General features: G+C 38.1%; 23 protein-coding genes and 2 pseudogenes. 8 read left to right on the forward strand and 17 right to left on the reverse strand.

Annotated features, from left to right (window positions below):
- Positions 1-128: 128 nt before the first annotated feature.
- The 17 genes from FJ218_02155 to FJ218_02235 form a co-directional block, all read right to left on the reverse strand.
- A complete protein-coding gene (locus tag FJ218_02155; protein ID MBM4165715.1) occupies positions 129-833 on the reverse strand; it encodes a class I SAM-dependent methyltransferase in 705 nt (234 codons plus the stop codon).
- Positions 808-1,983 carry a hypothetical protein gene (locus tag FJ218_02160; protein ID MBM4165716.1) on the reverse strand — a complete coding sequence of 392 codons (1,176 nt, stop codon included), beginning with the start codon at positions 1,981-1,983 and terminating at the stop codon, positions 808-810. Before FJ218_02160 ends, FJ218_02155 begins: the two co-directional genes overlap by 26 nt.
- A gap of 4 nt (positions 1,984-1,987) precedes the next feature.
- The gene (locus tag FJ218_02165) at positions 1,988-3,151 is read right to left on the reverse strand and encodes a DegT/DnrJ/EryC1/StrS family aminotransferase (protein ID MBM4165717.1); all 1,164 of its coding nucleotides are present in this window, start codon (positions 3,149-3,151) and stop codon (positions 1,988-1,990) included.
- Positions 3,152-3,167: 16 nt separating this feature from the next.
- Positions 3,168-4,793: a hypothetical protein gene (locus tag FJ218_02170; GenBank protein MBM4165718.1), complete on the reverse strand. Its 1,626-nt coding sequence runs from the start codon at positions 4,791-4,793 to the stop codon at positions 3,168-3,170.
- Positions 4,790-5,803, reverse strand: coding sequence for a dTDP-glucose 4,6-dehydratase (rfbB, locus tag FJ218_02175; protein MBM4165719.1), 1,014 nt, complete (start codon positions 5,801-5,803; stop codon positions 4,790-4,792). The genes FJ218_02170 and rfbB overlap by 4 nt, the downstream gene beginning before the upstream one ends.
- 67 nt (positions 5,804-5,870) lie before the next feature.
- The gene (locus tag FJ218_02180) at positions 5,871-6,362 is read right to left on the reverse strand and encodes a dTDP-4-dehydrorhamnose 3,5-epimerase (GenBank protein MBM4165720.1); all 492 of its coding nucleotides are present in this window, start codon (positions 6,360-6,362) and stop codon (positions 5,871-5,873) included.
- Positions 6,363-6,557: 195 nt separating this feature from the next.
- Entirely contained in the window at positions 6,558-7,598 is a 1,041-nt protein-coding gene (gene mltG / locus FJ218_02185; protein MBM4165721.1) for an endolytic transglycosylase MltG, read from the reverse strand.
- Positions 7,595-8,626, reverse strand: coding sequence for a tRNA (adenosine(37)-N6)-threonylcarbamoyltransferase complex transferase subunit TsaD (gene tsaD / locus FJ218_02190; GenBank protein ID MBM4165722.1), 1,032 nt, complete (start codon positions 8,624-8,626; stop codon positions 7,595-7,597). The genes mltG and tsaD overlap by 4 nt, the downstream gene beginning before the upstream one ends.
- A 143-nt stretch (positions 8,627-8,769) precedes the next feature.
- Positions 8,770-10,551 carry a T9SS type A sorting domain-containing protein gene (locus FJ218_02195; GenBank protein ID MBM4165723.1) on the reverse strand — a complete coding sequence of 594 codons (1,782 nt, stop codon included), beginning with the start codon at positions 10,549-10,551 and terminating at the stop codon, positions 8,770-8,772.
- 30 nt (positions 10,552-10,581) lie between these two features.
- Complete coding sequence (locus tag FJ218_02200; GenBank protein ID MBM4165724.1) at positions 10,582-11,601, reverse strand: RluA family pseudouridine synthase; 1,020 nt, start codon at positions 11,599-11,601, stop codon at positions 10,582-10,584.
- Positions 11,602-11,603: 2 nt separating this feature from the next.
- Positions 11,604-12,242, reverse strand: a complete 639-nt coding sequence (locus FJ218_02205) for a signal peptidase II (protein ID MBM4165725.1) — start codon at positions 12,240-12,242, stop codon at positions 11,604-11,606.
- Positions 12,239-12,643 (reverse strand): TraR/DksA family transcriptional regulator, encoded by a 405-nt coding sequence (locus tag FJ218_02210; GenBank protein ID MBM4165726.1) that lies wholly within the window; start codon positions 12,641-12,643, stop codon positions 12,239-12,241. The genes FJ218_02205 and FJ218_02210 overlap by 4 nt, the downstream gene beginning before the upstream one ends.
- A gap of 247 nt (positions 12,644-12,890) precedes the next feature.
- On the reverse strand, positions 12,891-16,148 hold the full coding sequence (locus FJ218_02215; protein ID MBM4165727.1) for an isoleucine--tRNA ligase: 3,258 nt from the start codon (positions 16,146-16,148) through the stop codon (positions 12,891-12,893).
- A gap of 44 nt (positions 16,149-16,192) precedes the next feature.
- Positions 16,193-16,417 carry a DUF2905 domain-containing protein gene (locus FJ218_02220; protein ID MBM4165728.1) on the reverse strand — a complete coding sequence of 75 codons (225 nt, stop codon included), beginning with the start codon at positions 16,415-16,417 and terminating at the stop codon, positions 16,193-16,195.
- Positions 16,418-16,475: 58 nt separating this feature from the next.
- A complete protein-coding gene (locus tag FJ218_02225; GenBank protein MBM4165729.1) occupies positions 16,476-17,300 on the reverse strand; it encodes a purine-nucleoside phosphorylase in 825 nt (274 codons plus the stop codon).
- Positions 17,301-17,376: 76 nt separating this feature from the next.
- Positions 17,377-17,916, reverse strand: coding sequence for a DivIVA domain-containing protein (locus FJ218_02230; GenBank protein ID MBM4165730.1), 540 nt, complete (start codon positions 17,914-17,916; stop codon positions 17,377-17,379).
- A 174-nt stretch (positions 17,917-18,090) separates the two neighbouring features.
- Positions 18,091-18,786 (reverse strand): YggS family pyridoxal phosphate-dependent enzyme, encoded by a 696-nt coding sequence (locus FJ218_02235; GenBank protein ID MBM4165731.1) that lies wholly within the window; start codon positions 18,784-18,786, stop codon positions 18,091-18,093.
- Between the two features lie 311 nt (positions 18,787-19,097).
- Between FJ218_02235 and FJ218_02240 the strand changes: the two are divergent.
- From FJ218_02240 to dnaX, 8 genes and pseudogenes are all read left to right on the forward strand, one after another.
- Positions 19,098-19,928: pseudogene (locus tag FJ218_02240) on the forward strand (KilA-N domain-containing protein).
- Positions 19,916-20,293, forward strand: a complete 378-nt coding sequence (locus FJ218_02245) for a hypothetical protein (protein ID MBM4165732.1) — start codon at positions 19,916-19,918, stop codon at positions 20,291-20,293. Before FJ218_02240 ends, FJ218_02245 begins: the two are co-directional and overlap by 13 nt.
- A gap of 132 nt (positions 20,294-20,425) precedes the next feature.
- The gene (locus FJ218_02250; protein ID MBM4165733.1) at positions 20,426-21,589 is read left to right on the forward strand and encodes a 1-deoxy-D-xylulose-5-phosphate reductoisomerase; all 1,164 of its coding nucleotides are present in this window, start codon (positions 20,426-20,428) and stop codon (positions 21,587-21,589) included.
- Between the two features lie 73 nt (positions 21,590-21,662).
- Positions 21,663-21,812 (forward strand): annotated as a pseudogene (locus tag FJ218_02255) (RIP metalloprotease RseP).
- Between the two features lie 1,524 nt (positions 21,813-23,336).
- Positions 23,337-24,230 carry a site-specific DNA-methyltransferase gene (locus FJ218_02260; protein MBM4165734.1) on the forward strand — a complete coding sequence of 298 codons (894 nt, stop codon included), beginning with the start codon at positions 23,337-23,339 and terminating at the stop codon, positions 24,228-24,230.
- 31 nt (positions 24,231-24,261) lie between these two features.
- Positions 24,262-24,852: a hypothetical protein gene (locus FJ218_02265; GenBank protein ID MBM4165735.1), complete on the forward strand. Its 591-nt coding sequence runs from the start codon at positions 24,262-24,264 to the stop codon at positions 24,850-24,852.
- Entirely contained in the window at positions 24,840-25,268 is a 429-nt protein-coding gene (locus tag FJ218_02270; GenBank protein MBM4165736.1) for a hypothetical protein, read from the forward strand. Before FJ218_02265 ends, FJ218_02270 begins: the two co-directional genes overlap by 13 nt.
- 13 nt (positions 25,269-25,281) lie before the next feature.
- A complete protein-coding gene (gene dnaX / locus FJ218_02275) occupies positions 25,282-26,997 on the forward strand; it encodes a DNA polymerase III subunit gamma/tau (GenBank protein ID MBM4165737.1) in 1,716 nt (571 codons plus the stop codon).
- Position 26,998: the final 1 nt, after the last annotated feature.

Consider the following 26,998-nt stretch of genomic DNA (forward strand, 5'->3'; position numbering starts at 1 on the left):
ATATGGTTTTTCACCGCATCCGATATCAACTAATATTCCTTTTGCATATATCTTTAACGCTCGATTAATTTCTGGGTTGATAAGCCAGTAAATCAAAAAGTTGTAATAGCGAGAGAGTTCAAACTTTTTCACTTTCTCCCTGCAAGTATAGAAATTCTCTCACCAACATCATCATAGTTATGCAAGGGCGAAAGTTCAAACATAGAAAAATAATTTTGGTATTCTGCAACACTTCGAAAAACCCAATGTTTTCCGCTTGGTTTTTCACTTGTATTTTCTATTAAAAAAAGAAGACCGTGCTTGTTCAGAACACGGTTTATTTCTTTTACCGTGTGTTTCAATATTTTATTTTTTATTCCACCGAGCACTAAACAGCACCACACGATATCAGCGCTACAATCATCAAGAGGAATTTTTCCTTCGTCCATCACTTTGTAACTAACATCAGCATTGTTCGAAGCAAACGAAAGTATTTCCGCAATCGGATCAACACCAATTGCTTTTCCTTGTATCATTGAAGCTAAATCATTCGTGAATCGCCCAGGACCACATCCAAAATCAAGAACTGTTCTTTCTGTTCCATTTAATTGGCTTTTAAACAATGGGTAAATCTCGTCTTTCTGTTTCTGAGTAACAATTTCGTATTCTTCTTCTGTATGCGCAATATTCAGCACAGAACGTTTACCATAATTGCGTACACGTTTCTTCCAATAATTTATATCGTTTTCAAAAAAAGAAATCAAGTGTGAAACTAATTGCATAAAGAAAGAATAATGAAGTGAATAAATTTTCTCTACGCAATCAATACTATTTCCATCGCGAGATATTGTCAAAAATATAATTTAGTTTTTTTGACTTTTGCAATTCTTCATTCTCCTGATATAAAACATAAAAAAACGATATAATAAGACTTCCAAACGCAATCAATAAACTAAAGAGGACGCGGGGAGGATATGATTTTTTTTCCGGTTTTACCGGAGCATCAACTATTTGAAGAACAGGAACATTTTTTTGTTCTTCGAATCGCGCTTGCTCATACATTGGAACAAGGAATTCAAGAATTTTAGAATAAATTTCTACATTACGGTAATGACGTAGATACGCTTTTGCTTTTAGCGGCAATGTATTTAACGCCAAAATTACATTCTCCCCATTTTCTCCTGTCTTCATTTCATTTAATTTCTTTTGAAACTCAACAACTGTTGTTCGTAAGTTTTGCACTTGGGAGGAATTTTCAGAGAATGTCTTTTCTACGATTGATAATTCAATTTGCTTTGCCGTCAGTTCGGATTCGATAATTGAATACGCGTTGATAATAAGTTTTGTTTGTTCTTTTGCTTCAAACATTCCTGTTTCTTGCTGATATACCGACATTGAATCTTCTGCAAGGCGAAGGTTTTCTTTCATCTCATTATACCGTTCTTCGAGAAACATTCGATTGTTTTTCGATTTTGCAACGTTGAGTGCAATTTCACGTTTGTTAATAAGTTCAAGAATATAATTGGAAATATCAACTGCCTTTTCTGGCGAATATGCGTTCACCGTAATTTCATACGCGTTTTCATCTGTAACTTCTGTCTTGATTGATTTTTTAAATGCCTTCACAGTTTTTTCCATACTCTCCGGATCGTAGTCCTTTTGCAAATCAAATTTCCTTATGATATCTTCGAGTGTAGAACGGCTATTAAGAATCGTTGTGTACATATCTATTTCGGCTGAAGCAGAATTTCCTTTCAATCCTAAGGGCAAGTTTCCCAAATTCTTCATCAAAGAAGAAAGCCCGCTGATCTGTTGATTATCGCTGGGAATAATTACTGATTTCGCTTCGAATTCTTCTTGAATAAAAAAATAAATAAAAAGATACGATACAACAAAAACGCTTGCAGTAATAAGTAAAAGAAACTTTTTCCACTTCACCATAAGTACAAGGAAGTCAAAAAAATCTGTGTTCTTTGTTTCGAATATTTTGTCTTCAGTAAGCATTTAACTATTCGCGGACATTATGAAGCAATATTTTGCGGACGGCAGTAACAACATCGTTAACATCGTCATGAGTTAATTTTGGAGAAAGTGGAATTGATATTGTCCTATCTGCTACAAACTCAGTGTTTGGAAAATCTCCTCGCTGATAACCAAATCGTTCACGATAATACGGATGCAAATGCAACGCGGTGTAATGAACTCCACAACCGATATTTTCCTTCTGCATTAAATTCATAAAATCATCTCGAGTGATACGCAATTTATCTGTATCGAGTAAAAGGGTGTAAAGATGGAATGCATGCCGTGTATTGGGTTCAACTGGGGATGGGAGAAAAACAGGTAAATCGTGGAACGATTGATTATATATTTCCCATATCTCTTTGCGTCGTTTAGAGTAATCCTCAATTCGCTTCAATTGGTGAATACCAAGTGATGCTTGTATATCCATCATATTATATTTGAAACCAGGATAAATAACTTCATAGTGTTTATATCCTGAGTCAGAAAATCGTTTCCAAGCATCCTTTGTCATTCCGTGAAGTGCAAAAATTTTAAGTCTGTCTGCAAGATCCTTATCCTCAGTGGTAATCATTCCGCCTTCTCCTGTAACGATATTCTTTGTAGCGTAAAAACTATATGCTGTCATCGCACCGACATTACAAATTTTTTTACCACCATATTCTGTTTCGATTGAATGTGCTGCATCGTTTATGATAAGCGCCTTAGAATTTCTGGCTATCTCTTCAATTTCGTTCATCTCACATGCTCTTCCTGCAAAATGGACTGGAATAATGGCCTTAGTTTTCTCTGTGATTTTTTTTCTAATTTCTATCGGATCTATACACATTGATTTCCGATTAATATCCGCAAATACAGGGGTTGCCGTTGTGTGAATCACAGAGTTTGCAGTTGCACAAAACGTCATAGGCGTGGTAATGACTTCATCTCCTTCAGTAACATCAGAAACTACCATTGCAAGGTGGAGTGCAGCAGTACAAGATGATACAGCGATTGCGTATTTTGCAGCGACATATTCCGCAAACATTTCTTCGAACTTACTCACTTTTGGCCCAGTTCCAATCCAGCCAGAACGAAGTGAAGATACAACTTCTTGTATTTCATCTTCTTCTATCCGTGGGCTTCCAAAAACTAAAAAAGAATTTCTCACTATTGGTTAAATGACATTATTTAATGTTTGAAATTACGACAGCAATGCCAATTACCACACTCAACACACTCGCAACTTGGCTTGCGATTGTAGCATAATACGCAAACGAACGTTCCGGAACCTTTGGAATCCAAATATAGTCACCTTCTTCTATAACGGTTTCATCGGGTTCAAGCCACTGCTTTGATTTGGCTTTTATAATTCTGATATCTCCCTCACGTGCGTTTTCAGTAAATCCACCTGCTTTCTCTATATAATATTCAACACTTTTTCCTGTAAGAAATTCTACATTCCCCGGAGATTCAACCTGTCCAAAGACATAAATAAAATAATTAATACTCGGAATGTTAATCACATCCTCCGACTTCAATAAAACATCCTTCGATTTATCTTTTCGAAGAAATAGTTCTTCAAAATTTACGGTCACTGCTTCCTTCTTTATTCGCAAATTTGTTTCCACGACATAATATGAACTATCTTCCACGGAAACATTTCCACGCTGGCTTAACAATCTATCCAATTCTATCTCTTCCTGTTGAACAGAACGACGAATCAATTCCGCTGTTTTTAACGATGCAAACTCAGTGAATCCTCCGGCAATTTCGATCATACCGCTGAGTTTTGTTCTGTCTTTCGTAATAGGATAAGTTCCAGGATAACGGACTTCGCCGGTAATGGTAACAAAATAATCTTCCCGAAGTTCTACTTTCGGTTTCACAACAACTCTGTCTCCGGGTTGAAGTAAAAAATCTTTCTGCTTAATCATTATTTCATTGGAAGTAAACACTCGCGTTTCCAACGTTTTCCCTTCAAAATCCAAACGAGAAAACTCAATACTATCAAGCAACGCGCGCGGTGTAAAACCGTGTGCAATTTCAATCAAATCGTGAATGCTATCACCTTCGACATATTCATATCGTCCCGGTGTATTTACTTCGCCGTAAATGGCAACAACGTTTTTTGTTTTATCTTTTCTTGGAACAACGATGACATCTCCTTCGCGTAAATATGGATTCGATGTATTGTTTTTTATTGCATAAAACTTTGGTAAATCTACTCGTGTTTGCGTTCCATCTTTTCGTTTCAAAACAATATTGCGTGTTGATTGCTCTTTATCTATTCGTCTCAATTCTGCTTCTTGCTTTATGTCTGCTATGCTATTTGCTTCCTGAATTACTTTATCAACTCGGTTAATCGAATATGCTTGATAGGTTCCGGGATTCAATACCCAACCGCTAATCGTTACAACAATCGGGCGCGGCGTTACAAGTGTAACGGTGATTTCTCCTATAATATATTTTCTTCGAATCTCCGAAGTAACATTTTTCTTTGCTTCTTCAAGCGTTAAATCAGAAACTTTTACTTCGCCAACAGTTGGAATGATAAGCGTTCCTTCCGGTGTAACTGTTAAATTGAAACTCATCGGCGGACTAATCCAAACATTTACACTTATTACATCGGATGGTCCTACAATATAAGTTTTTGTATCAATGACATCTTCCATTGGTAAACCAACTTGCGTTTGTTGCGGAAAAGAAAATTCTTTTTTCTCAAGAAACGAATGTTTCTTTTCATCGGTAAATTGGGAAAAGAGAACTGAAGTTGAGAAAAGAAAAAGTATGAGAATATTTTTTACACTCATCTGTTTGCGTATTGTTGTATGTAATAGTTTTTGTATTCGCCAGAAAGGATTCGCTTCCACCAACGTTCGTGAGACAAGTACCACTCAATTGTTCCTTGCAATCCTGTTTCAAAAGTATGTTGCGGAGACCAACCAAGTTCTTTTTTTATTTTCGTTGCATCAATTGCGTAACGTAAATCATGCCCCGGTCTATCTTTTACAAACGTAATGAGCGATTCGGGTTTTTCTAAATTTTTCAAAATGAGTTTAACGATATCAATATTTTTCCATTCGTTATTACCGCCAATGTTATACACTTCTCCGACAACACCATCGTGCAACACAACATCGAGCGCCGAGCAATGGTCGTTCACGTGCAACCAATCGCGTACGTTTGTTCCTTTTCCATAGACAGGAAGTGGTTTATCATTCAACGCATTGATTATCATCAGTGGAATAAGTTTTTCCGGAAATTGATATGCACCATAATTATTAGAACATCGCGTTACAACGACAGGAATATTAAATGTGTGTTGATATGCTAATGCAAACATATCAGAACTTGTTTTACTTGCTGAATATGGCGAGTTGGGATGCAGTGAAGTGTTTTCTGTGAACTTTCCGCTTTCTCCTAATGAACCATAAACTTCGTCAGTAGAAACTTGTAAAAATTTTTCGACAGAATATTTTTTTGCTATGTCGAGTAATACTTGCGTTCCTAAAACATTGGTGCGAACAAATTCCGATGCGCTCAAAATACTTCTATCTACGTGAGACTCTGCAGCAAAATTTACAATTGCATCAATGGAATATTTTACCATCAATCCTTCTACAAAAGGGGCATCGCAAATATCACCTTTTTCAAAATGATATCGCGGATTGTCTTCTACATCTTCAAGATTTTCTAAATTTCCGGCATAGGTCAATTTATCCAGATTCACAATAGTGTATGCAGGATATTTTTGCAACATCCATTTTACAAAATTGGAGCCGATAAACCCCGCACCGCCGGTAATAAGTATATTCGTCATTTGTTATTTGTTAATCGTATTCGGAATTTTATTTCTATGAACTAATAACAGATAACTATGAACTTCTTCAATCAAGTTTATAAATTGTATTCGCGTCATCTTCGTGGCGAATTTCATCCACTGTTTCTTTCTTTCCGTTTCCCGCAAAAAGTTTATTGGGATAGTTTGTAACCATTCCAAGTTTTCCGCCTACATTTTTATAAGCGTGAACAACTCCAGGAGGAATCAATACAGATTTCGGTGAATCTTCTCCAGCGTACACCACCATTTTGTTATTATATGTCGGGGAGTTTTTTCTGTTATCCCACAAATACACTTTGAAATTCGAGGGACCGATAAACCCGAACAAATCCGATTGTTCAACGTGTTCGTGAGGTCCGCGAGCAATATCGGGATGAGTCACGGATATGTAACTCATAACGGGGAAAAATTGTTCCGCGTTGGGAATACTTTCTTTCATTTCGTCAATGCGAAATGTTTCAGCAAGCCAACCACGCTCATCAATAAATTTGCGAATGTCACGAATAACGACACCTTCGATCGTGCCTTTCTTAAACATAGGGTATAAAAATCTTTAAATAAAATGCCAAATGTATTTCTTGAGGTAAAAATTCTGTTCCTGGACTAAAGAGAATAGTATCAATAACTTGATAGAGAGATATGGTTTTGTGTAAAGAGATATTAAATTTTGGCGGCAAAAATTACAAAAGTTTGAAGGATTAGCAAAGAGAGAAATTTCTTTCTTCCTTATTCCTTATTCACTATTCATTTTCTCTTTTTTTACTTCTCGTTCTTTCAATAGTTTTCTTAACATCCGAACTGCAACTAAATGGTCTGCGTAATTAGTCGTGAACGTATGTCCTCCGCTTCCATTCGCAACAAAAAAAAATTTGTTGTGCTTGCTCGGAAACAGCACAGCGAGAATTGATTTCTTTCCTGGATTATTAACCGGTCCCGGTGGCAATCCATAATGGCGATACGTGTTAAACGGCGATTCGATTTTGTAATCGTGGTACGTTAATCGGCGCGATTTCCTTTCCAAGATATATTGTATCGTCGGGTCTGCTTGCAATGGCATATTTTTTTTTAAACGATTGAGATACACTCCCGCAATTACTGCGCGTTCCGAATCAATATGCGTTTCACCTTCAACAATGGATGCCAGTGTCAAAACTTCGTGCATTGTTAAACCAAATTTTTTTGCGTGTGATTTTTTTTCTTCTGAAAATACTGAATGAAATTTTTTCAGTTGTTTCGCAATGATTTCTTCTTCATTCATTTGCCACATTAGTTCGTACGTAGAAGGAAATAAATATCCTTCAAGGGAATGTGCTTCTATATGGAATTTCGAAAGAAATGTTCGTGAAAAAGCAAGTGACGCAAAACGCGCAGAATCTATTCCCACCGTGTTGCTCAATATGCGCGCCTGTGTTGTTATTCGCGTTCCTTCGGGAATAGTAACAATCACCGGAATTATTGCTCCTCCACTTCGCAACAATGCCAGCAATTCGCGATTTGAGAGTCCGCTCGGAATACTATATTTCCCAACAATTACACGATTTTCTCCCGGGAAAAAACGCATCATAATATCAAAATAAAATCTGCTGCGAAATACATGCTTCACTTCCAACAAGGAAAGCACGTCATCGAAATTCATTCCTTTATTGATAAAAACGATTTTACTTTGTCCTTCGGGAAAATTATTGGAAACAATGATGGCTTCGTACATAATATACACGCCGCCAAGCACAAGCAGCACCATACAAATAAGTAAGGTTGAAAAAAATTTCTTCATTGCTTCTCTTGTGAAATGCGTAAATTCGGAACAGGAACCAAATCAAACTCCGAATGAATGCCGCGTTGCAATTTCATTTCTCCCACTTTTGCAATCATTGCGCCGTTATCTGTGCAGAATTGCAGTTCAGGAATGTGAAATTGTAACGAATTGCTTTTACAAAGCGATTTAAGTCTTGAACGAAGTTCTGAATTTGCGCTTACTCCTCCTGCGATTGCAATAGAACACACATTAAACTTTCTTGCCGCAGTAAGAAGTTTCATTGTCAAAACATCAATTACTGCTATTTGAAAACTTGCACAAATATCCGCCCGTTCCTTTTCACTCAACGATTCGAGTGTTCCGTTTGTAAGAAAATGATTATCGCGTAAGTAATACAACACTGCAGTTTTCAATCCGCTGAAACTAAAATCGAACGAATCTTCATTCATCATTGCGCGGGGAAATTGTATGGCATTGGGATTTCCTTCTTTTGCCGCATTCTCGATTGCATGTCCTCCAGGATATCCGAGATTCAGCATTTTCGCAACTTTATCAAATGCTTCCCCTGCGGCGTCATCAAGTGTTTCTCCAAGAATATGATGTTGCAATGGTTTTTCTACAAGAACAAGTATCGTATGTCCTCCCGAAACGATGAGACAAAGAAATGGATATGCAGGATTTCGAACGGATAATAAATTCGAGTAAATATGCGCTTCGAGATGATTCACTCCAATAAAGGGTATGCGCAATCCGTATGAAAGTGATTTGGCGAAATTCACACCCACAAGCAATGCTCCCATTAATCCGGGACCAAACGTTACAGCGATTCCTTCAAGTTCGTATTTTGAAATGTTCGCTTTGGACAATGCGCTTTCCACAACGGGAACAATAAGTTGAATATGCGCGCGTGAGGCAAGTTCGGGAACAACACCGCCATATTTTGAGTGAACAAATTGTGATGAAATGACATTCGATTTCATTCTTCCGTTGATAAGAACTGCGGCGGAAGTTTCATCGCACGAGGTTTCGATTCCAAGAATTGTCATAATTTTTTCACAGAAAATAAAGAAAAAAGGATAATTATTTTCAAGTCCAATGGCGAATGTTAAAAAGAAAAAATTAAAAAACCCTCAATTTCTGATTGGGAAACTGAGGGTTTTGCATTTAATTCTCAATACTCAATTACACATTACTTCATCAGCAACATTTTCTTCGTTTCCGAAAACTTTCCCGCTTGCAACCTATAAAAATACATCCCGCTCGAAAGTTTGCTCGCATCAAATTCTATTTCGTGTTCGCCTTCTTGGAGTTCTTCGTTGTTGAGTAACGTTGTTACTTCTCTTCCAAGAATGTCGAAAACTTTCAATGTTGTTTGTAGGGACAATTCATGAATTGCCCCTACGGGAATTTCAAATCGTATTGTTGTCGTCGGATTAAACGGATTGGGATAGTTTTGTGAAATAGAAAACAACGGTGGAGTGTTTTCATTTTCATTGACAAATACAGAGCCGCCTTCAACAACTTCGTATGTCTGATTAGCGGAAAGCGATGAGAGAATATCAACCGTTCCCGATTGCCATTGCACAATTATACTATCTGCGGAAGTAAAGTTATTCAAACCAAAATGTGCCGTAGGCATATTTTGCGAACGATATCCGCTGCCGGAATTGATTTCGCGAAGCATACGGAGCGTTCCTATTTTTACCGATATCTGCGCCCCGATTCCCGATTTATTACTTTGCGTTCCGACAAGTTTTATTTTCAACCAATGGTTTGAAGAATTACCGTTGTTTTTGAACAAATGATTGCCATAACTTGAACTCCCTGTTGAATACAAATCCATACAGCCATCGTTATTGAAATCGCCCCAAGCAGCGCACAACTGCTGAATACTTCCGATGCCAACTTCCGCAGTTGCTTTGGTGAACGTTCCGTTGCCGTTATTTTTGTAGAGAACAGATGTTGCGTTTTGTCCTGCGCACGTTACAAATATATCTTCGAAACCATTATTATCATAGTCCGCAGTTGTAACTCCCCACGAAATGACATTATCGGTAATACCTGCTTGCGCCGCAATCTCGGTGAACGAATTATCTCCGTTATTTTTGAACAATTGAATCGGTGTTGGCGTTGTTCCACCTGCGTAGGGAGCAAAACAGAAATCCCAAAATCCATCATTATTGAAATCGAACCATTGCGCGCCGCGTCCTCCGCCGTTGAAACCAAGCGACGAAGCAATTTCAGAAAATGTTCCGTTTCCATTATTTTTATGAAAGAAACTTGGACCGGTGGATTGCAAATTACTGATGAACAAATCGGAAAAACCATCGCGGTTAAAATCTCCCCAATGCGTTGCTTGTTCAAGAATGCCGCTCACCTGATGATTAACCCCCGCTTGTTCGGCAACATTGGTGAACGTATAATCACCGTTATTCTTGTATAACACATCGGGCGAACTTGCAGAATTGGAAACGGAAATATAAAAATCCACAAAGCCATCGTTATTAAAATCAGCCCACGTTGGCATTTGTGCAGCGCCAACATTGACACCTGCATTTGTTTCAATGCTGGTAAATGTGGTGTCGCCGGATTCAAGATTGTTTCGCCATAACCGCACAGGTGCTGAAACGGCAGTGGTTATAAGATCGAAATCGCCGTCGTTATCCATATCGGCAAACGAAGATGCAATTGTATTCGCTATATCGTTCATTCCCACTAGTGAAGCAATATCGGTGAACGTTCCGTCTCCGTTGTTTTTGAAGAATTTATTGGCTGAATTTCCTCCTGTTGGAACATATAAATCCAGTAAACCGTCGTTGTTGAAATCTACCCACGAACATCCGCGAGCGGAGCCGTCTGCTAAACCGATTCCTGCGGAAGAGGCAACATCGGTGAACGTGGTTTGCGATGCAACGAGATGCGAAAGAAAAAACGAGAGAAGAAAAAAGAAAATGAAACGATGAAAAAACATTGGAACTCCGGGAACAAATGTTGTATCTTTTTATAAACCTTCAGGTTCGGAAATCTTGAAGGATTGAGTATTGCGTAATACGTTCAGTACACTTTGAAAATCGTTCGGCACATCGGATTCAAATCGAAGAAACTCGTTGGTTTTTGGATGAAGAAAACCGAGTGTTTTTGCGTGCAACGCTTGACGATGAATGCTCTGAAACAATCCTTCAACAAATTCTTTCTGTTCATTGCCGTGTTCTCCGTACGAGGATTTTCTTCCTCCATATTCACTATCACCAAAGACCGGATGAGCGATATGCTGTAAATGCGCGCGTATCTGATGAGTTCTTCCTGTTCGTAGCCGCAAACGAAGTAGAGTAAGGAACGAAAATTCTTCCAGAACAATATATTCCGTTATCGCATTTTTTCCGTCGTCGCGAACGGTAATGCGTTTTCGATTTTGGTTGCTTCGTCCCAATGGCGCATCTATGATACCGCTTTTTTCATTCGAAGATTTTCGTTTCGCAACAGGGAAAATACCCCAAACAATTGCCCAATATTCTCGTTCGATGGTATGCAAAGAAAATTGTTTTGCTAATCGGGAATGGGTAACATCATCTTTAGCGCAAACTAATAATCCCGAAGTATTTTTATCGAGGCGATGAACAATTCCCGGTCGCGTTTCATCATTTATCGTAGATAGTTGAGCATAGTGAAAGAGCAACGCATTGACAAGTGTTCCTGAATAATTTCCGAATGCAGGGTGTGTTACCATTCCTGCGGGCTTATTGACTACCAGTAGATATTCGTCTTCGTGCACAATGTCGAGAGGAATATTTTCCGGAACAACTTTTGGCAAAGGATTTTTCGGAAGCGTTATTTCAATAATTTCTCCGGGAGCGACTTTATGACTTTGTTTTGTCGGTTCTCCGTTGACAAGAACTAATCCGTGTTGAATAGCGGCTTGTACTTTTGTACGCGTTGCGTTTTCAATGCAATGCGTTAAATATACGTCTATGCGTTCCTGCGTTTTCCCTTGCGGTACATTAATGGTCAATGTTACAGACATCGTTACGAACGAGGAATGTGCTCCGTAGATTGTTTAGACGCCGGTGATATGAGAGGAATAGTTGAAGTAGTATTCTCTTCTTTCAATGTATCTGAAGAATGGTGATGTTGCGAAGTAAAGTAATGCGCAAACAATAAAATTACGATGCCAACCGTAACGGAAGCATCAGCAATGTTGAACACTGGCCATCGCGTCAATGAATAATGGAAAAGGTGAATGTCAAAAAAATCTACGTCAATAAAATCCACAACTTTTCCATAAAACAAATCGCCTTCGTTATAGAACACGCCGTAAAAAATTCTGTCAATAAGATTCCCGATTGCACCTCCTAAAATCAATGCAATAGGAAACTTCACGATGAAGCGTTCTCCGATAATTTTGTAAAGATAGACAGCAATAACAATACTCGCAACAACAGAAAAGAGAGAGAAGAAGAGTTTTCCCCCAATATCAATACCAAATGCCATCCCTGCATTTTCAATATACGTGAATCGAAGTAAATCGCCGAGCAACGGAATGCTCGTGTACAAAGGAAATCCAATCCATTCGATACCAAAGAATGGAAGAGAACAACCTTTAACAAAGACTTTAGTTGCCTGGTCAAGAATAACGATGATGGAACTAATGTAAAATATTCTCATGCTTCCTTGCTTATGAGAGGAGTTCCACTAGAATGATTTTTACAATCGGTGCACATTTGCGCATGAGGAACTGCTTCTAACCGTTTCTTTTCAATGAGGTTTCCGCACACCTTACACCATCCGTAATTCCCGCGTTCGATACGATTCAGCGCTTCATTCAAATTATTCAAAAATTTTGCTTCGCGCGAAACCATTAAAAACGCCTTTTCACGTTCCATCGAATCTGTTCCGTGTTCCATATGCAGCGAATAGAGCGAACTGCCTTGCATATACTCTCCCGTTGTAGGGTCAATAACCGTATCGCGTTCGCGTTCGATGTCTTCCAATACTTCTTGTTTTTTTTCAAGTATCACTTCCTTAAAAAACTTCAAATCTTTTTTCGAATAACTGCCTTTTCTCATTGGTGCAACAATGATGCTATCTTCCAGTCGCTTTCTCCTTGACTGTTTTCTTCGAACAGGAACTTTAATAATAGTAACGGTTTGCTCCGTTTTCTTTTCAACTTTTGGTGTTGTTCTTTTTTTCTTCTGAACCGTTGTTTTTTTCTTTGTTGTCGTTCGGGTTGTTCTGAATTGAGTTTTATTTCTAGTAGTTTTGGATGAACGGTTTTTTTTCTTCATCGGTTTTATTGTCATTTTTTTGGGTAAGTTAAAGTGTAATTCGGTGAATAACTATTTCGCACATTTCTCCGTTCACATCAAACGATTGAGAAACATCTCCATTATTGATTGTAGAGAATAATGAAAATGCAAGCGTCTCATTCTGAACATACTCTTTCATTGTTGAAATCGCGTTGTGCAATCGTTCTGTGGTTTTGTAAAAAATTTTTATTCTATCTGTAATTTCAAAGTTGGAATCTTTGCGCAAGTTTTGAATGCGGTTGACAAACTCACGCGCTAATCCCTCGTTGACAAGTTCTTCGGAGAGTTCTGTATCGAGCGCAACGGTGATTTCGTTATCCGATGCAACGAGCCAACCTTGTATATCTTCGCTCAAAATTTCTACATCACTTTTTTCGATGAGAACATTTTGCGATTCAACTTCGAGAGAAATTTTTCCTTCTACATCAAGGTGAAGTATTTGTTGCGAAGAAAGTTGCTGAACTGCCAGCGCAACTTTCGGCGTTAGTTTTCCGTGTTTTGCGCCAAGAGCCTTGAAATTCGGTTTTACTTTTCTGCGAATGATTGCATTATCCATTGCAACGTACTCAATCGCTTTCACGTTAATTTCTTCGATGATAACATTTTCCATTCGTTGAATCATTTCTTTATCGCGTTGATTTGCAATCGGGATGAGAATACGTTTCAACGGTTGACGAACTTTCAAATTAGATTTTGTTCTCATTGAGCGAACGAGAATGACAATGCGCTCTGCTTTGTCCATTCGCTGTTCAAGTTCTTTGTCAATCGCGTTTTCATTCACTTTCGGAAGCAACGCAAGATGAATGGATTCAACGCTTTCTTTTTTTGTTACGGAATTTAAATTGCGAAATAATTCTTCTGCAATAAATGGAGCAAACGGCGCGATGAGTTTTGAAATTGTAATCAAACATTCGTAGAGAGTTTGATACGCGGCAAGTTTATCGCTTCCCGATTCGCTCTTCCAAAAACGTCTTCTGTTTCTTCTCACATACCAATTAGAAAGTTGGTCAATCGTAAAATCGGAAACAGCGCGCGCGGCTTTCATTATCTCGTATGCATCCATCATTTCATCATACGATTTTACTAATGTATTAAGCGAAGAAATTATCCATCTGTCAATTTCCGGTCGCTCATTTAATGGAACTTCTCTCCACTGCGAGTCTTCGACTTTTTCTTTGAACGTAAATCCGTCAACATTCGCATACAACGAAAAGAATGAATACGTGTTGAGCAACGTTCCGAAAAACTTTCTTTGAACCTCCGCTAACCCCGCTTCATCAAACAATGTTGGTTTCCACGGCGGCGATGTTGTAACCAAATACCAGCGTGTTGTATCAGCGCCGTATTTTTCCAAAATCATAAACGGGTCAACGGTATTTCCTTTCGACTTCGACATTTTTTGTCCGTCTTTATCGAGAATCAATTCGTTCACAACAACATTTTTATACGCCGGCTTATCAAACAAAAATGTTGAAATGGAATGCAGCGAATAAAACCAACCGCGCGTTTGGTCAATGCCTTCGCAAATATAATCGGCGGGATGTTGCGCGTCGAAAATATGTTTGTTCTCAAATGGATAATGCCACTGCGCAAATTGCATTGCACCGGAATCAAACCACACGTCAATCAATTCCGGCGTGCGTTTCATTGTTCCGCCGCAAGAACATTTCCACGTAATTCCATCTACAAATGGTTTGTGCAAATCAAGTTGCGAGTTGCGAGTTGCGAGTTGTGAGTTATCCTTTCCCAAACTTGTAACTCGTAACTCGTAACTCGTAACTCTTTCCTCTAATTCTCGAACACTTCCAACACATTCCAACTTTCCACAATCCGCACAAATCCAAATCGGAAGCGGCGTTCCCCAAAATCTATCGCGCGACAACGACCAATCTTTATTTTCTTCAAGCCAATTTCCGAATCGTCCTTCGCCAACTTCTTTCGGATACCAATTTATTTGCTTGTTCAATTCCACCATTCGCTTTGCATATTTCGTTGTTGCGATATACCACGAATCTCGCGCGTAATACAACAACGGATTTTTGCAACGCCAGCAATGCGGATATTCGTGCGCGTATGGAAGATGTTTGACAAAATTATTTTTCTCTTTAAGATGAGAAAATATTTTTTTCTCTGTCGCTTTATCTTTCACATACAAACCGGCAAGTTCTTTCACATCACTTTTGAAATTGCCGCTTCTATCAACAGTATGATATTGAGGAAGTCCAACACGCTTTCCGAGTTGATAATCATCTTCGCCATACATTACTGCCGTGTGGACAACTCCCGTTCCATCGGTTGTTGTTACGAAATCTGCTGTATAAACTTTGTACGATGTTTCCGATTTCAACGTATCAACTTCAAACAATGGAATGTATTCTTTGCCGACTAAATCTTTTCCAAGAATGTGTTCAACTATTTCATACGAACCAAGTTGCGAGTTTCGAGTTTCAAGTTGCAAGTTTTCCTTTTCTGAACTCGTAACTCGCAACTCGGGACTTGAAACTTTTCCAACATCAGAAATTACACCAAGACAATCATTTGCAAGGATCCAAAATTCATCGCCGACTTTTATTTTTACGTAATCAATTTTTTCTCCAACAGCAAGCGCAATATTTCCGGGAAGCGTCCAAGGAGTTGTTGTCCACGAAAGAATAAACGTGTTCGCTTCATTCTTCAATTTAAATTTTATGAACACGGAATTATCCGTAACATTTTCATAACCAAGCGAAACTTCGTGCGACGAAAGCGGCGTTTCACAGCGAGGACAATACGGTTGAATCTTAAATCCTTTGTAGAGCAAACCTTTGTCGAAGTATTGTTTGAGCGCCCACCAAATACTTTCGATATAATTATTTTCAAACGTTACATACGGTTCATCGAGATTTACCCAATAACCCATTCGCGTTGTCATTCGCTCCCAATCGTTTTTATATTTCCAAACGGATTTTTTGCATTCCTCGTTGAATTTTTCAATGCCGTATTTTACAATTTCATCTTTGTGTTTGAAGCCAAGCGATTTTTCAACTTCGATTTCTACCGGCAAACCGTGCGTATCCCAACCGGCTTTGCGATGCACTTGAAAGCCGCGCATTGTTTTGTACCGGCAAATCAAATCCTTCAACGTTCGCGCAAACACATGATGAATTCCCGGTTTTCCATTTGCTGTCGGCGGACCTTCATAAAACGTAAATCCCGATTTTCCATCGCGCGTAGAAATACTCTTCTCGAAAATGTTTTGCTCTCCCCAAATCTTGAGAATTGCCATTTCAAGTTGCGAATAATTTATTTTATCGGTAAGTTCTTTGAACACTATCGTTTACTTAAATATGAAATCAACCAGAGAATGAAACTTAATCCAATGCTCAATACTATACTCGTCGTTAACGGAAAATACAATTGAAAGTTTTCTTTCTTTACGCTTATATCGCCAGGAAGTTTTCCGAGTAATGGAATTTTATCGAAGAACGTGAGCAGTATTCCAATTCCAACAATGATAATTCCAAGTATGATAAATGTTTTTCCAAACTCATTCATCTAATCTACTGACTTCTGACTACTGACTACTGACTACTTACTACTTACTACTCACTACTCATTTCATTCTCTTCACAACTTCCTTCATCATCGCAGTCAACTTCGGCTCTGCTTTATCTGCTACTCCAATTACTTCTTTGAGCGAAACAGGTTTCAGCGAATCAGGAAAACACTCATCCGTAATAATAGCAAACGCAAGCACTTCCATTCCCATATGCACTGCAACAATGTTTTCGGGAATCGTTGACATTCCCACACTATCCGCGCCAATCATTCGGAGGAAACGATATTCGGCGCGCGTTTCTAAATTCGGTCCTGCGACAGAAACATGAACACCTTTTTGCAACGGAAGTTTTAAATCGAGCGCGACGTGTTCTGCAAGTGCTTGCAATTTTTTTGAATACGGTTCGCTCATATCCGGAAATCGCAGACCGAGTGAATCATCGTTTGTTCCAATCAACGGATTATCACCGAGCAAATTGATGTGGTCAACAAGCATTTCGATATCGCCTTTGCGAAACATCGGATTGAGTCCGCCGGCAGCGCACGAAATGAGAAGCGATTTCACGCCAAGAAATTTCATTACGCGCACGGGAAACGTAACTTGCTGCAACGTGTAACCTTCGTACTTGTGAAATCGTCCTTGCATTGCAACAACATTTTTGCCTGCAAGTTTTCCGAAAATCAATTTGCCGTGATGCGATTCTACAGTCGAAACGGGAAAATGCGGAATGTGTTCATACTCAATCACAACTTGATTCGTAATTTCTTTTGCAAGTTTTCCCAATCCCGTTCCGAGAATTATTCCAATCGTTGGCTTCATCGAAGTTTTCGTTCGGATGAATTTTAACGCATCGTTTATGTTATTTTGTAATTCACTCATATTTTAATTTTGCCACTAAACCACGAAGACACTAAAAATATTTTTGTGCTTTTGTGTCTTTGTGGCTATTACAAATCTACCCAACTAATACTTTGACAATTTCCTCAATCTCTGCGTCGCGCTTTCGTTTTTCTTCCATCGCATCTGCATCGAGTACATCGCGCGGCAATGATGATTCTGCTTTATTCACTATTTCTAATTCGGTGGAAAGAAACTGTTTTAAATTTTCAACGATATTTTTTTGCTTCATTTCAAGAATGGAAATTTCTTCGCTCAGTTTTATTTTCTCTTTGTGCGCTTCTTCTATTATCACTGCCGCCTGCGCTTCTGCTTCTCTCCGCGATTGTTCTTCGTACAGTTTTGCGTTAGAGAGAAACTTGTTGCTCGATTCTTGCGCTTGAACCAGTGTTTGTTGTATTGTTTGTTCGAGTTGATGATACCGTTCCAATTCTTTCACTGCTTCGTTCAAACTTGTTTTCAGTGAAGCATTTTCCGTTTGCAGCGATTCAATTTCCGATGCAAGTTGCGCAAGATACGAGCCGACTTCACGGATATCATATCCACGTAAAACTTTTTTGAATTGTTGTTGTTGTATTTCTAAACGAGTCAAAGACATAAAATACCTTTTATTTCATCACGTAATTAAATTCCAAATTTCAAAACTCAAATTTCAAACAAATTCTAAAACACAAAATCCAAATTTTTTGGATGAAGTTTTCGAAAATGAAATTTGGGTTTTGTTTGACCTTTGTAATTTATCATTTGAAATTTTTCCAAAGCAAACGCAAAACTATAATGATGAATATTTTCTTTCTCCAAACAACGCCGTCCCAAGTCGAATCATCGTTGCGCCTTCTTCAATCGCAATTTCGTAATCGCCGCTCATTCCCATTGAAAGTTGCGGCGCGTCAATTCCGTTGTAGTATAGATCAGTTTTCAGTTTTCGTAACATTTTAAAACTTGGTCGCGCATCTTCTGCATTGTCCGATAGCGGTCCCATCGTCATAAGTCCGTTCAAATGTATGTTGGAAAATTTTTGCATTTCTTTTGCTATCAAAATTGTTTCTTCCGGTTTGATTCCGTGTTTTGTATCTTCATTCGTTGTGTGTACTTCGAGAAAAACTTCGATTGTCCGAGACGATTGTTCCGCGCGTTTGTTAATTTCTACTGCAAGTTCAACGGAATCAACCGAATGAATCACCGAAATCCACGGAGCGATATATTTTACTTTGTTCCTCTGTAAATGTCCAATGAAGTGCCAACGTATTCTTTCATCGTGAATCTGTTCTTTTTTTTCACGAAGTTCTTGAACAAAATTTTCGCCGATGTCAAAAAGATTTGTTTGTAATACTTCAAGAATTATTTCTTTCGGAAAAGTTTTTGTTACGGCAACGATTGTAATTTCATTCGGATTTCTTCCAGTGCGCTTGCAAATAGAAGCAATATTTTCCTTTACAGAGCGAACATTTTCAGCGATAGACTGCATTTTTGAGGGACAAATATACACTAATTGAAAACTGGAAAAAAACTTGTTTGGGAAAATGGAGTCCACGTTTCCTTATACATTCCAACGAGTATTTAATACAAATCTCTACTTACTAATCGACGTGGACTCCAATTGATACTTTTTCTGAAGTTTCTTACCTACGCTTTGATGAAACGCAAAATGTTTTGTATGTTTTGCATGTAAAAAATGAAAGCGAGAAAGCAATAATAAATGTCGCAGATATTTTTATATATCTACGCTAAACCGACACTTTTATTGCGGATTTGTAAATTAAAAATTATCAGAGAAGGATATGTCTAAAAATAACCTCATCAATGTAAAAAGGAACGGAGATTATTGTAATCAGTTCAACGGAAAGCGACTTCATTTCCATTACGGATATTGCCAGACATAAAGACAACGAGCACACCGATTCGATAATTCAGAACTGGATGAGGAATAGAAATACGATTGAACTTTTGGGATTTTGGGAAAGTATATATAACCCCAATTTTAAACCCCTCGAATTCGAGGGGTTTAGAAAACAAGCCGGGTTGAACAGTTTTGTAATGACTCCCAAAAAATGGATTGAAGCAACAAATGCCATAGGCATTACTTCCAAGTCAGGCAGGTATGGGGGAACGTTTGCACACAGAGACATTGCTTTGGAATTTGCTTCATGGATTTCTATTGAATTCAAATTATTCCTGTTAAAAGAATTCCAACGCCTCAAAGCAGATGAAAATGACCGACTGAAATTAGAATGGAATCTTCAACGCACTTTGGCGAAAGTGAATTACCATATTCACACCGATGCAATAAAAGAACATCTCATTCCTCCAACTCTTTCAAAGGAAAAAATAAATTTTGTCTATGCCGATGAAGCCGATATGCTCAATATGGCGTTGTTCGGTATGACTGCAAAACAATGGAGAGATGCAAACACGAAAGCCGAAGGAAATATTCGTGATGCGGCAACTCTTGAACAATTAGTTGTGCTTTCAAATATGGAAAGCATAAATTCTGTTTTGATTCATCAGGAATTAAAGCAAAACGAACGACTGGCACAACTCAATAAAATTGCTATCACGCAAATGAAATCGTTGATTGACAACTCACAAATCCGCAAATTGAAAAAGTAACGGATGAATTTGCTGTAGCAATAGATAAGTTTCCGAAAATTGTTTTCTCTCATACGTTGAAAAATATAGAATGGGAAAGTGCAACGTTGGCAAAAGGAGAACTTAAAGAAGAAGTTTTAGAACTCAAGCAGCAATCGGGAAAAGACATTTTTGTTTGCAGTCCGAGTTTAATTGTATGCGCAACGAAACTAAATTTGATAAACGAATATCAACTTTGTATTCACCACGTAAAAGCAGGAAGCGGTTTGACGTTATTTAAAAACATAAGTGAGAAAATTATGCTTAAACTTGTAAAGACAAAAACTTTTGGTTTTGGGGCGATAATTCTTTATTACGAGCCGATAAAAAATGACTGTGAAACTTGACGAGACACACTTCGTGCGAATAGCAATGTTTCACTTTCTCGTTACAGTCATTGCAGTTCAAAATTTTCAAAATATCGTTTAGATTTCAGTTCAGAATTTTAGTATTTTCAAAACGAATTTTTTTCAATGAACGTGAAACGTATCGCAATTCTCGGTTCCACCGGTTCTATTGGAAGGAACACGGTGGAAGTTATTTCCTATTTCCCTTCTGAGTTTCGTGTTGCATATTTAACTGCGCATAAAAATCTTGATTTATTGCAAGAACAAGTAAAGAAATTCCGTCCAAAAGGAATTGTCGTTACGGAAGAATGTGATGCTTCTGTGTTGAAAAAGATTTTCGATGCAAAGTTAGAAGTTCTCGTTGGCGAAGAAGGGTTATGCGAAATTGTTTCTCGCAACGATGTTGATATTGTCGTAAGTTCGCTCGTTGGATTTGCCGGATTATCTTCGACCATCAAAGCAGTTGAGTGTGGAAAAACTGTTGCACTTGCGAATAAAGAAACGCTTGTTGTCGCTGGAGAAATAATTACTTCGCTAGCAAAAAAATATAACGCGAAAATAATTCCGATTGACAGCGAACATTCCGCAATTTTTCAGTGCTTGCTCGGAGAAACTGTTGAAACAGTTTCAAAAATAATTCTCACAGCATCGGGAGGACCATTTTTTCGTCTGCGAAAAGAGGAATTGGAAAACGTAACTCTCGAAGAAGCGTTGCAACATCCGAATTGGAATATGGGAAAGAAAGTTACGATTGATTCCGCGACGATGATGAATAAAGGATTGGAAGTAATCGAAGCGCATTGGCTGTTCAACGTTCCGAAAGAAAAAATTGATGTCGTGATTCATCCGCAATCAATTATTCATTCAATGGTGGAGTTTATTGACGGCTCGGTAAAAGCGCAACTTGGAATTCCCGATATGAAACTTCCGATTCAGTTTGCGTTGAATTATCCCGAACGAAAACAATTTACATTTCCGCGAACAAATTTTTCGCAACTTCGTGAATTGACATTTTACGAACCGGATTATGAAAAATATAAATGTTTGCAATTTGCGTTTGATGCGTTAGAACTTGGCGGAACGGCGACAACAGTTTTGAATGCCGCAAATGAAATCGCAGTGCAATTATTTCTCGAAGAAAAAATTCGCTTTACTGAAATTCCGGAATTGATTCGCACGGCATTAGAATATCACACGCCGATTCAACATCCAACACTTAAACAAATTTTTCAAACTGATAAAGAAACTCGTAGTTACGTTTCAACGTTATACAAAGAACAAATTTTGATACACTAAAAAATTACTCACACACTTGTCATTCCCGCGCAAGCGGGAATGACAAATTGAACAATACAACTAAAACAACTTAATGCAATTTCTCAACTCACTACTTTATTTTGGCATCACCATTGGCATACTCGTTTTTATTCACGAGTTAGGACATTATCTCGCAGCAAAACTCAGCGGAATGCGCGTTGATAGATTTTCGCTTGGATTTCCACCGCGTGCAATCGGTTTTCATTTCGGAACAAAAAAGTTGCAACAAAAATTTTTACGCGATATCAAGCAATCCATTTTTGCTCATCTCACATTTCACCAGATTCATCATTTACTCACAGAACAACAACTTTCCAAAACGCACGATGAATCGCTTGAATTTCTTGCGACTGTTTTTTCCATCGAAGAAAATGAAATACAGCATACTGTAAAAAACGAAAAAGAATACAAACCTTCTCATTTAATGATGAACGAAGAATTTTTTCCTTCGCATATTGATGAGCGGTTCAAAGACGAATTGTTCGATTTATTCTCTAATACCCAATCACTCGTAGATGATTTCAGCGAGTATCTTGACATTCGTGATTGGAAACGATTCAAAGAATATTATGCAACGGATTATTGTTTGTCGTGGCTTCCGATTGGCGGCTTCGTAAAAATCAATGGAATGATTGACGAAAGTTTCGATACAGAATTTCTACACCACAAACCAAAACCGTGGGAATTTCGCGCTCGTCCGTTGTTACAGAAAATGTTCGTCATCACTGCAGGAGTATTGATGAATCTAATTCTCGCTCTCGGAATTTTTTGGGGAATAAATTACACGCAAGGAAAAAATGTTTTGCAAACAACAGAAGTAAGTGTTCGCGCAAATAGCCCTGCATCACGATTTGGATTTTTACTCGGCGATAGGATTTTGAAAATCAACAACACCGAAGTAACAAACTGGAACGATGTTTTTGAAACGCAACATCTCGCCGCATCAACAAATGAAAACAATGGCATCGTAAGTTTTCTTTTTGTCCGAAATGGAAGAGAACAAACTATTTCCGTTGATAGAAGCGCAATCAATGATACGTTTGGATTATTTCCACGCGGCATTTTACCGAAAGTCAATCTTGTGGAATCAGGGAAACCTGCGGACAAAGTCGGCTTGCAACCAAACGATATAATCACCGCAGTAAATAATAAACCGATTGATTTCTTTTCGCTTTCTTCGACGATTCACAGTTATGCGGGAAAAGAAATTGCGCTTGAATGGAAACATAACGGCGAAACAAAAACCGCAAACATAACCGTTCTTGATGAAGGAAGAATTGGTATTGCGCTCGATACTGCAAACACGATTCCAACTCAGCATATTCAATATTCTCTGCTTGAAGCGCTTCCCATTGGTATTGCGTATGGAATTCAAATTTGTGAAGTATCGTATTCCAATATTCTTCAACTCATCACGGGAAAAGTTTCGTTGAAATCTTCTCTTGCTGGACCAGTTCGTATTGCGCAAATGTCAGCACAAGCGGCGGAAAATGGTGTGTCGCAATTTCTCACCTTCGTTGGATTGCTCAGCATTAGTTTGGCGATTCTCAACATACTTCCCTTTCCTGCGCTCGATGGCGGACATTTTATGTTTCTTCTGTATGAAGGAATTTTTCGCCGTGAAATTCCGGTGAAAGTAAAACTCGTAATTCAACAAGCGGGATTTTATATGTTATTGTTGTTGATGGTAATTATTTTGTATAACGATATTTCGAATTTGTAAAAAGTGAAATCTAATTTGTTGACTTTACTTCCTGAAACATTTTCTAAAGAAAAAGAAAATGGAGATAATGGTGTGTACAATCCACTCAACAAATTGAATAATCTAACAGGAAAAGAATGGATTAAATTCACAAAGAGTTGGTTTATTCATCGCCCGATAGCGAGAAAAGAAAATGAAATTTTACATCCAGCAAAATATCCCGAATCGCTCGTAAAAGAATTCATCGAGTTTTTTACGAAGAAAGGTGAATGGGTTTTAGATCCTTTTCTTGGAACTGGCTCTACATTAGTTGCGGCAAAATCGTGTGGCAGAAACGGAATAGGAATTGAACTTCTCGAAAAATATTTTCGCATTGCAAAAAAACGAGCGCAATACAATGAAGAAGAACTTGGATTCGTCAATGAGGTTTCTGAAATTGTTTTGAAAGGAAATTCTTTAAAACTCAAAGAACTTTTCAAAGAACATCATTTAGAAAAAACTAAAATAAAATATTGCATTACTTCTCCTCCCTATTGGAATCAACTCAAACGAAATTCTATTCGACAAAAAAATAGAAAAGTTCAAGGATTAGATACGCAGTATAGCGAAGTTTCTAATAAAGAAGATTTAGGCAATATTGATGAATACGATGAATTTGTAAAATGGCAAGCAAAAGTTTTTGATGCAGTGTATGACGTTTTAGAAAATGGTGGTTATCTTACAGTAATTACGAACAATGTTTTTGCCGATGGTCGAGTTTATCCTCTTGCATACGATACAGCAATAAGTTTAACGAAACGTGGGAAAAAAAGTTGGATAATGAAAGACGAAAAGATTTGGTGTCAAGACGATAAAGCATTGTTGCCGCTTGGTGTCAATAGTGCTTGGGTTGGAAATCGCCACATCAATATTGTTTGATATTTCGGAAAGAAGAAAACATCGAAGTATAATGGAAGAATCACAAGTCGTCGCTCATTTCAAAGCGTATTTGCGGAATGAAAAATGGAGAGTAGAATCGAAAGTTACTGCTGGAGAACTTTTTGAGCGATGGAAATTTGAACCTGATGTTGTCGCAATCAAAAATAAAATTATGTTGGTTGGTGAAGCAAAAGGTTCTGTAGATTTACACGAATTGTTTACCGGTATAGGACAATGTATTTGCAACACACAATACGGTGGAAATCTCGTTTGCTTAATTGTTCCTTATGATATCGAACAAGAAGCGAGATTATTGATACGAAGTTGTTCACTCGTCGGAAATGGAAGAATTGGTTTGTATGTTGTCAAAAAAACTGGTGATGTAATTAAAGCAATTGAATGTAAAGCAATAAAACTTAATCAAAGACAACGAGAACTTGGCCTTTCACATTTACACAAATTAACATTTATTCGTGATTTAAGAATCAGTGAACTCGGACGATTGTTGGAAAAAATATATTTGCTCAAAAATAATTTTGAAAACAAATCTTCTCTCTACACAATCTTTTCCAAAAGCGATAAAGATTATTTTTTTCGACAAGAAGTACAATGGGAGATTTAAAAGAAAAATCGTTCGGCAATGCTTTTATTCCGCCTACAAATTTAGGATTGATGGATAAGAACGGGCATCTTACATCAGAAGGTATTTCGTTAGCGAATACTTTTATTTCAAACAGAAAAGATTTTCATAATGAATTAGCATACCTGCTTTTGACGCGTGGTAATTTTCTTGCAATTCTTCAATCCATAGAAAAATACGACCACAAGATTTCTCCAACCGAACTTATGAATAAGATTACTGAATTTTTGAACAAAGAAAAACTTATCATTGGAAGTAAAAACTTGAAAGATTTTGCAAATCGTTTAAGCGGAAATCATCTTCATTGGCTTGTAGAATTGGAACTATTGACTAAAGACAAAAAAGGTTATAGAGTAAATTGGGTTCGCGTTTGTAACATTTTACGTTCATCACAATAATTTTTGAAAACAAATGTCCTATCTCGTAACAGCACGAAAATGGCGACCGAACACATTTGAAGATGTGGTCGGTCAAGAGCACGTAACCAAAACGTTACAAAATGCAATCGCGCAAAACCGCATTGCACACGCGTATATATTCTCCGGTCCGCGCGGATGTGGAAAAACAACTTCGGCGCGACTTCTTGCAAAAGCAATTAATTGCGAAAGCAGAAAAGGATTTAATCCGTGCAACAAATGCTCGCAATGTTTGGAAATCACGGAAGGTCGCAGCGTTGATGTGTTTGAAATTGACGGAGCATCGAATCGAGGCATTGATGAAATACGCGACTTGCGGGAAACAGTTCGCTACAATCCCACGCGCGCGAAATATAAAGTGTATATCATTGACGAAGTGCATATGCTCACTCCACAAGCATTCAATGCGCTGTTGAAAACGCTTGAAGAACCTCCTCCCTATTTACTTTTTATTTTTGCGACAACGGAAATTCAGAAAGTTCCTGCAACAATTCTTTCGCGTTGTCAGCGATTTGATTTCCGGAGAAACTCGATTGAAGAAATAACTTTGCGATTACAATTTATTGCGAGCGAAGAAAAAATTTCTATTGACGATGAAGCGCTACTGATTATTGCGAAGAAAAGCGATGGCTCGATGCGTGATTCACAAAGTATTTTTGACCAACTTATTGCTTTGTGTGGAAAAGAAATTGCAGGAGAGCAAGTTCGTCACTCGTTGAATATTGTTGACCAGGAATTGTATTTCAAAATCACGGATTGTATCATTGCAAAAGATATTTCTTCTGGATTGAAACTTGTGGAAGAAATTGTTGAATTCGGTTACGATTTTCGTGAAATGATGCGTGGATTGATTGAGCATTTCCGAAATTTGCTCGTCGTTGCAACGACACATTCGACAAAACTTTTGGAAATGACAGAAGAATATAAGAAGCGTTATGAAACACTCGCGGCTGAATTTTCCGAAGGAGATATTCTGCGCTATTTGAAACTTGCAATCGAGTTGGAAAATGATTTGCGCTTTTCTCCCGTTCCTCGTTTTCGTATTGAGTTGGGATTAGCGCAAATGATAAAAATGGAGAAAGCAATTTCGCTCGAACAGTTACTTTCACAACTTGAAGAATTGAAAAAATCAAATTCAACTTCTGTTACAAAAGAACCTTCCAACAAATATTCTACGATTTCTTCGTCTTCATTATTTGAAAAACGCGAAACGCGATACGCTTCTCCTTCACTTGTTATGGAACCACCTATGAAACTCGCAGTTGCGAAAGAACCATCGGTTGGAATTCCGGGAACAAAACCAACATCCGCATTGCGAACGGAAATTTCACTCGCAGAGTCGAATCTGAGACAAACATTGAAACCGATTTCCCTTTCCGAAATTTCCAGTCAATGGCAGAATATTGTAAGCGAAGTGCAAAAAGAACGCCGATGGATTGGAACTGTTCTCTCCGAATCGAAAGTAGTACAATGCGATAACGGTTTGGTAACGCTCGGCTGCACAAATAAAGCATTTGTTTCTTCGCTGAAGCAAAATCAAGATGTTGTAAGTGCAACGTTGGAAAAAATTTATGGAATGAAATTTCGGTTGGAAACAATAATGATGGAAGGCGAAAAAGGAGAACTCGAAACAGTTTCATCACCGCAAGAAACCGAACATCCGTTTATTGAAACATTGAAACGGGAACTTGGCGCGGTAGAAGTAATTTAAT

The sequence above is a fragment of the Ignavibacteria bacterium genome (assembly GCA_016873775.1).
Classification (GTDB): Bacteria; Bacteroidota; Ignavibacteria; order UBA10030; family F1-140-MAGs086; genus JAGXRH01.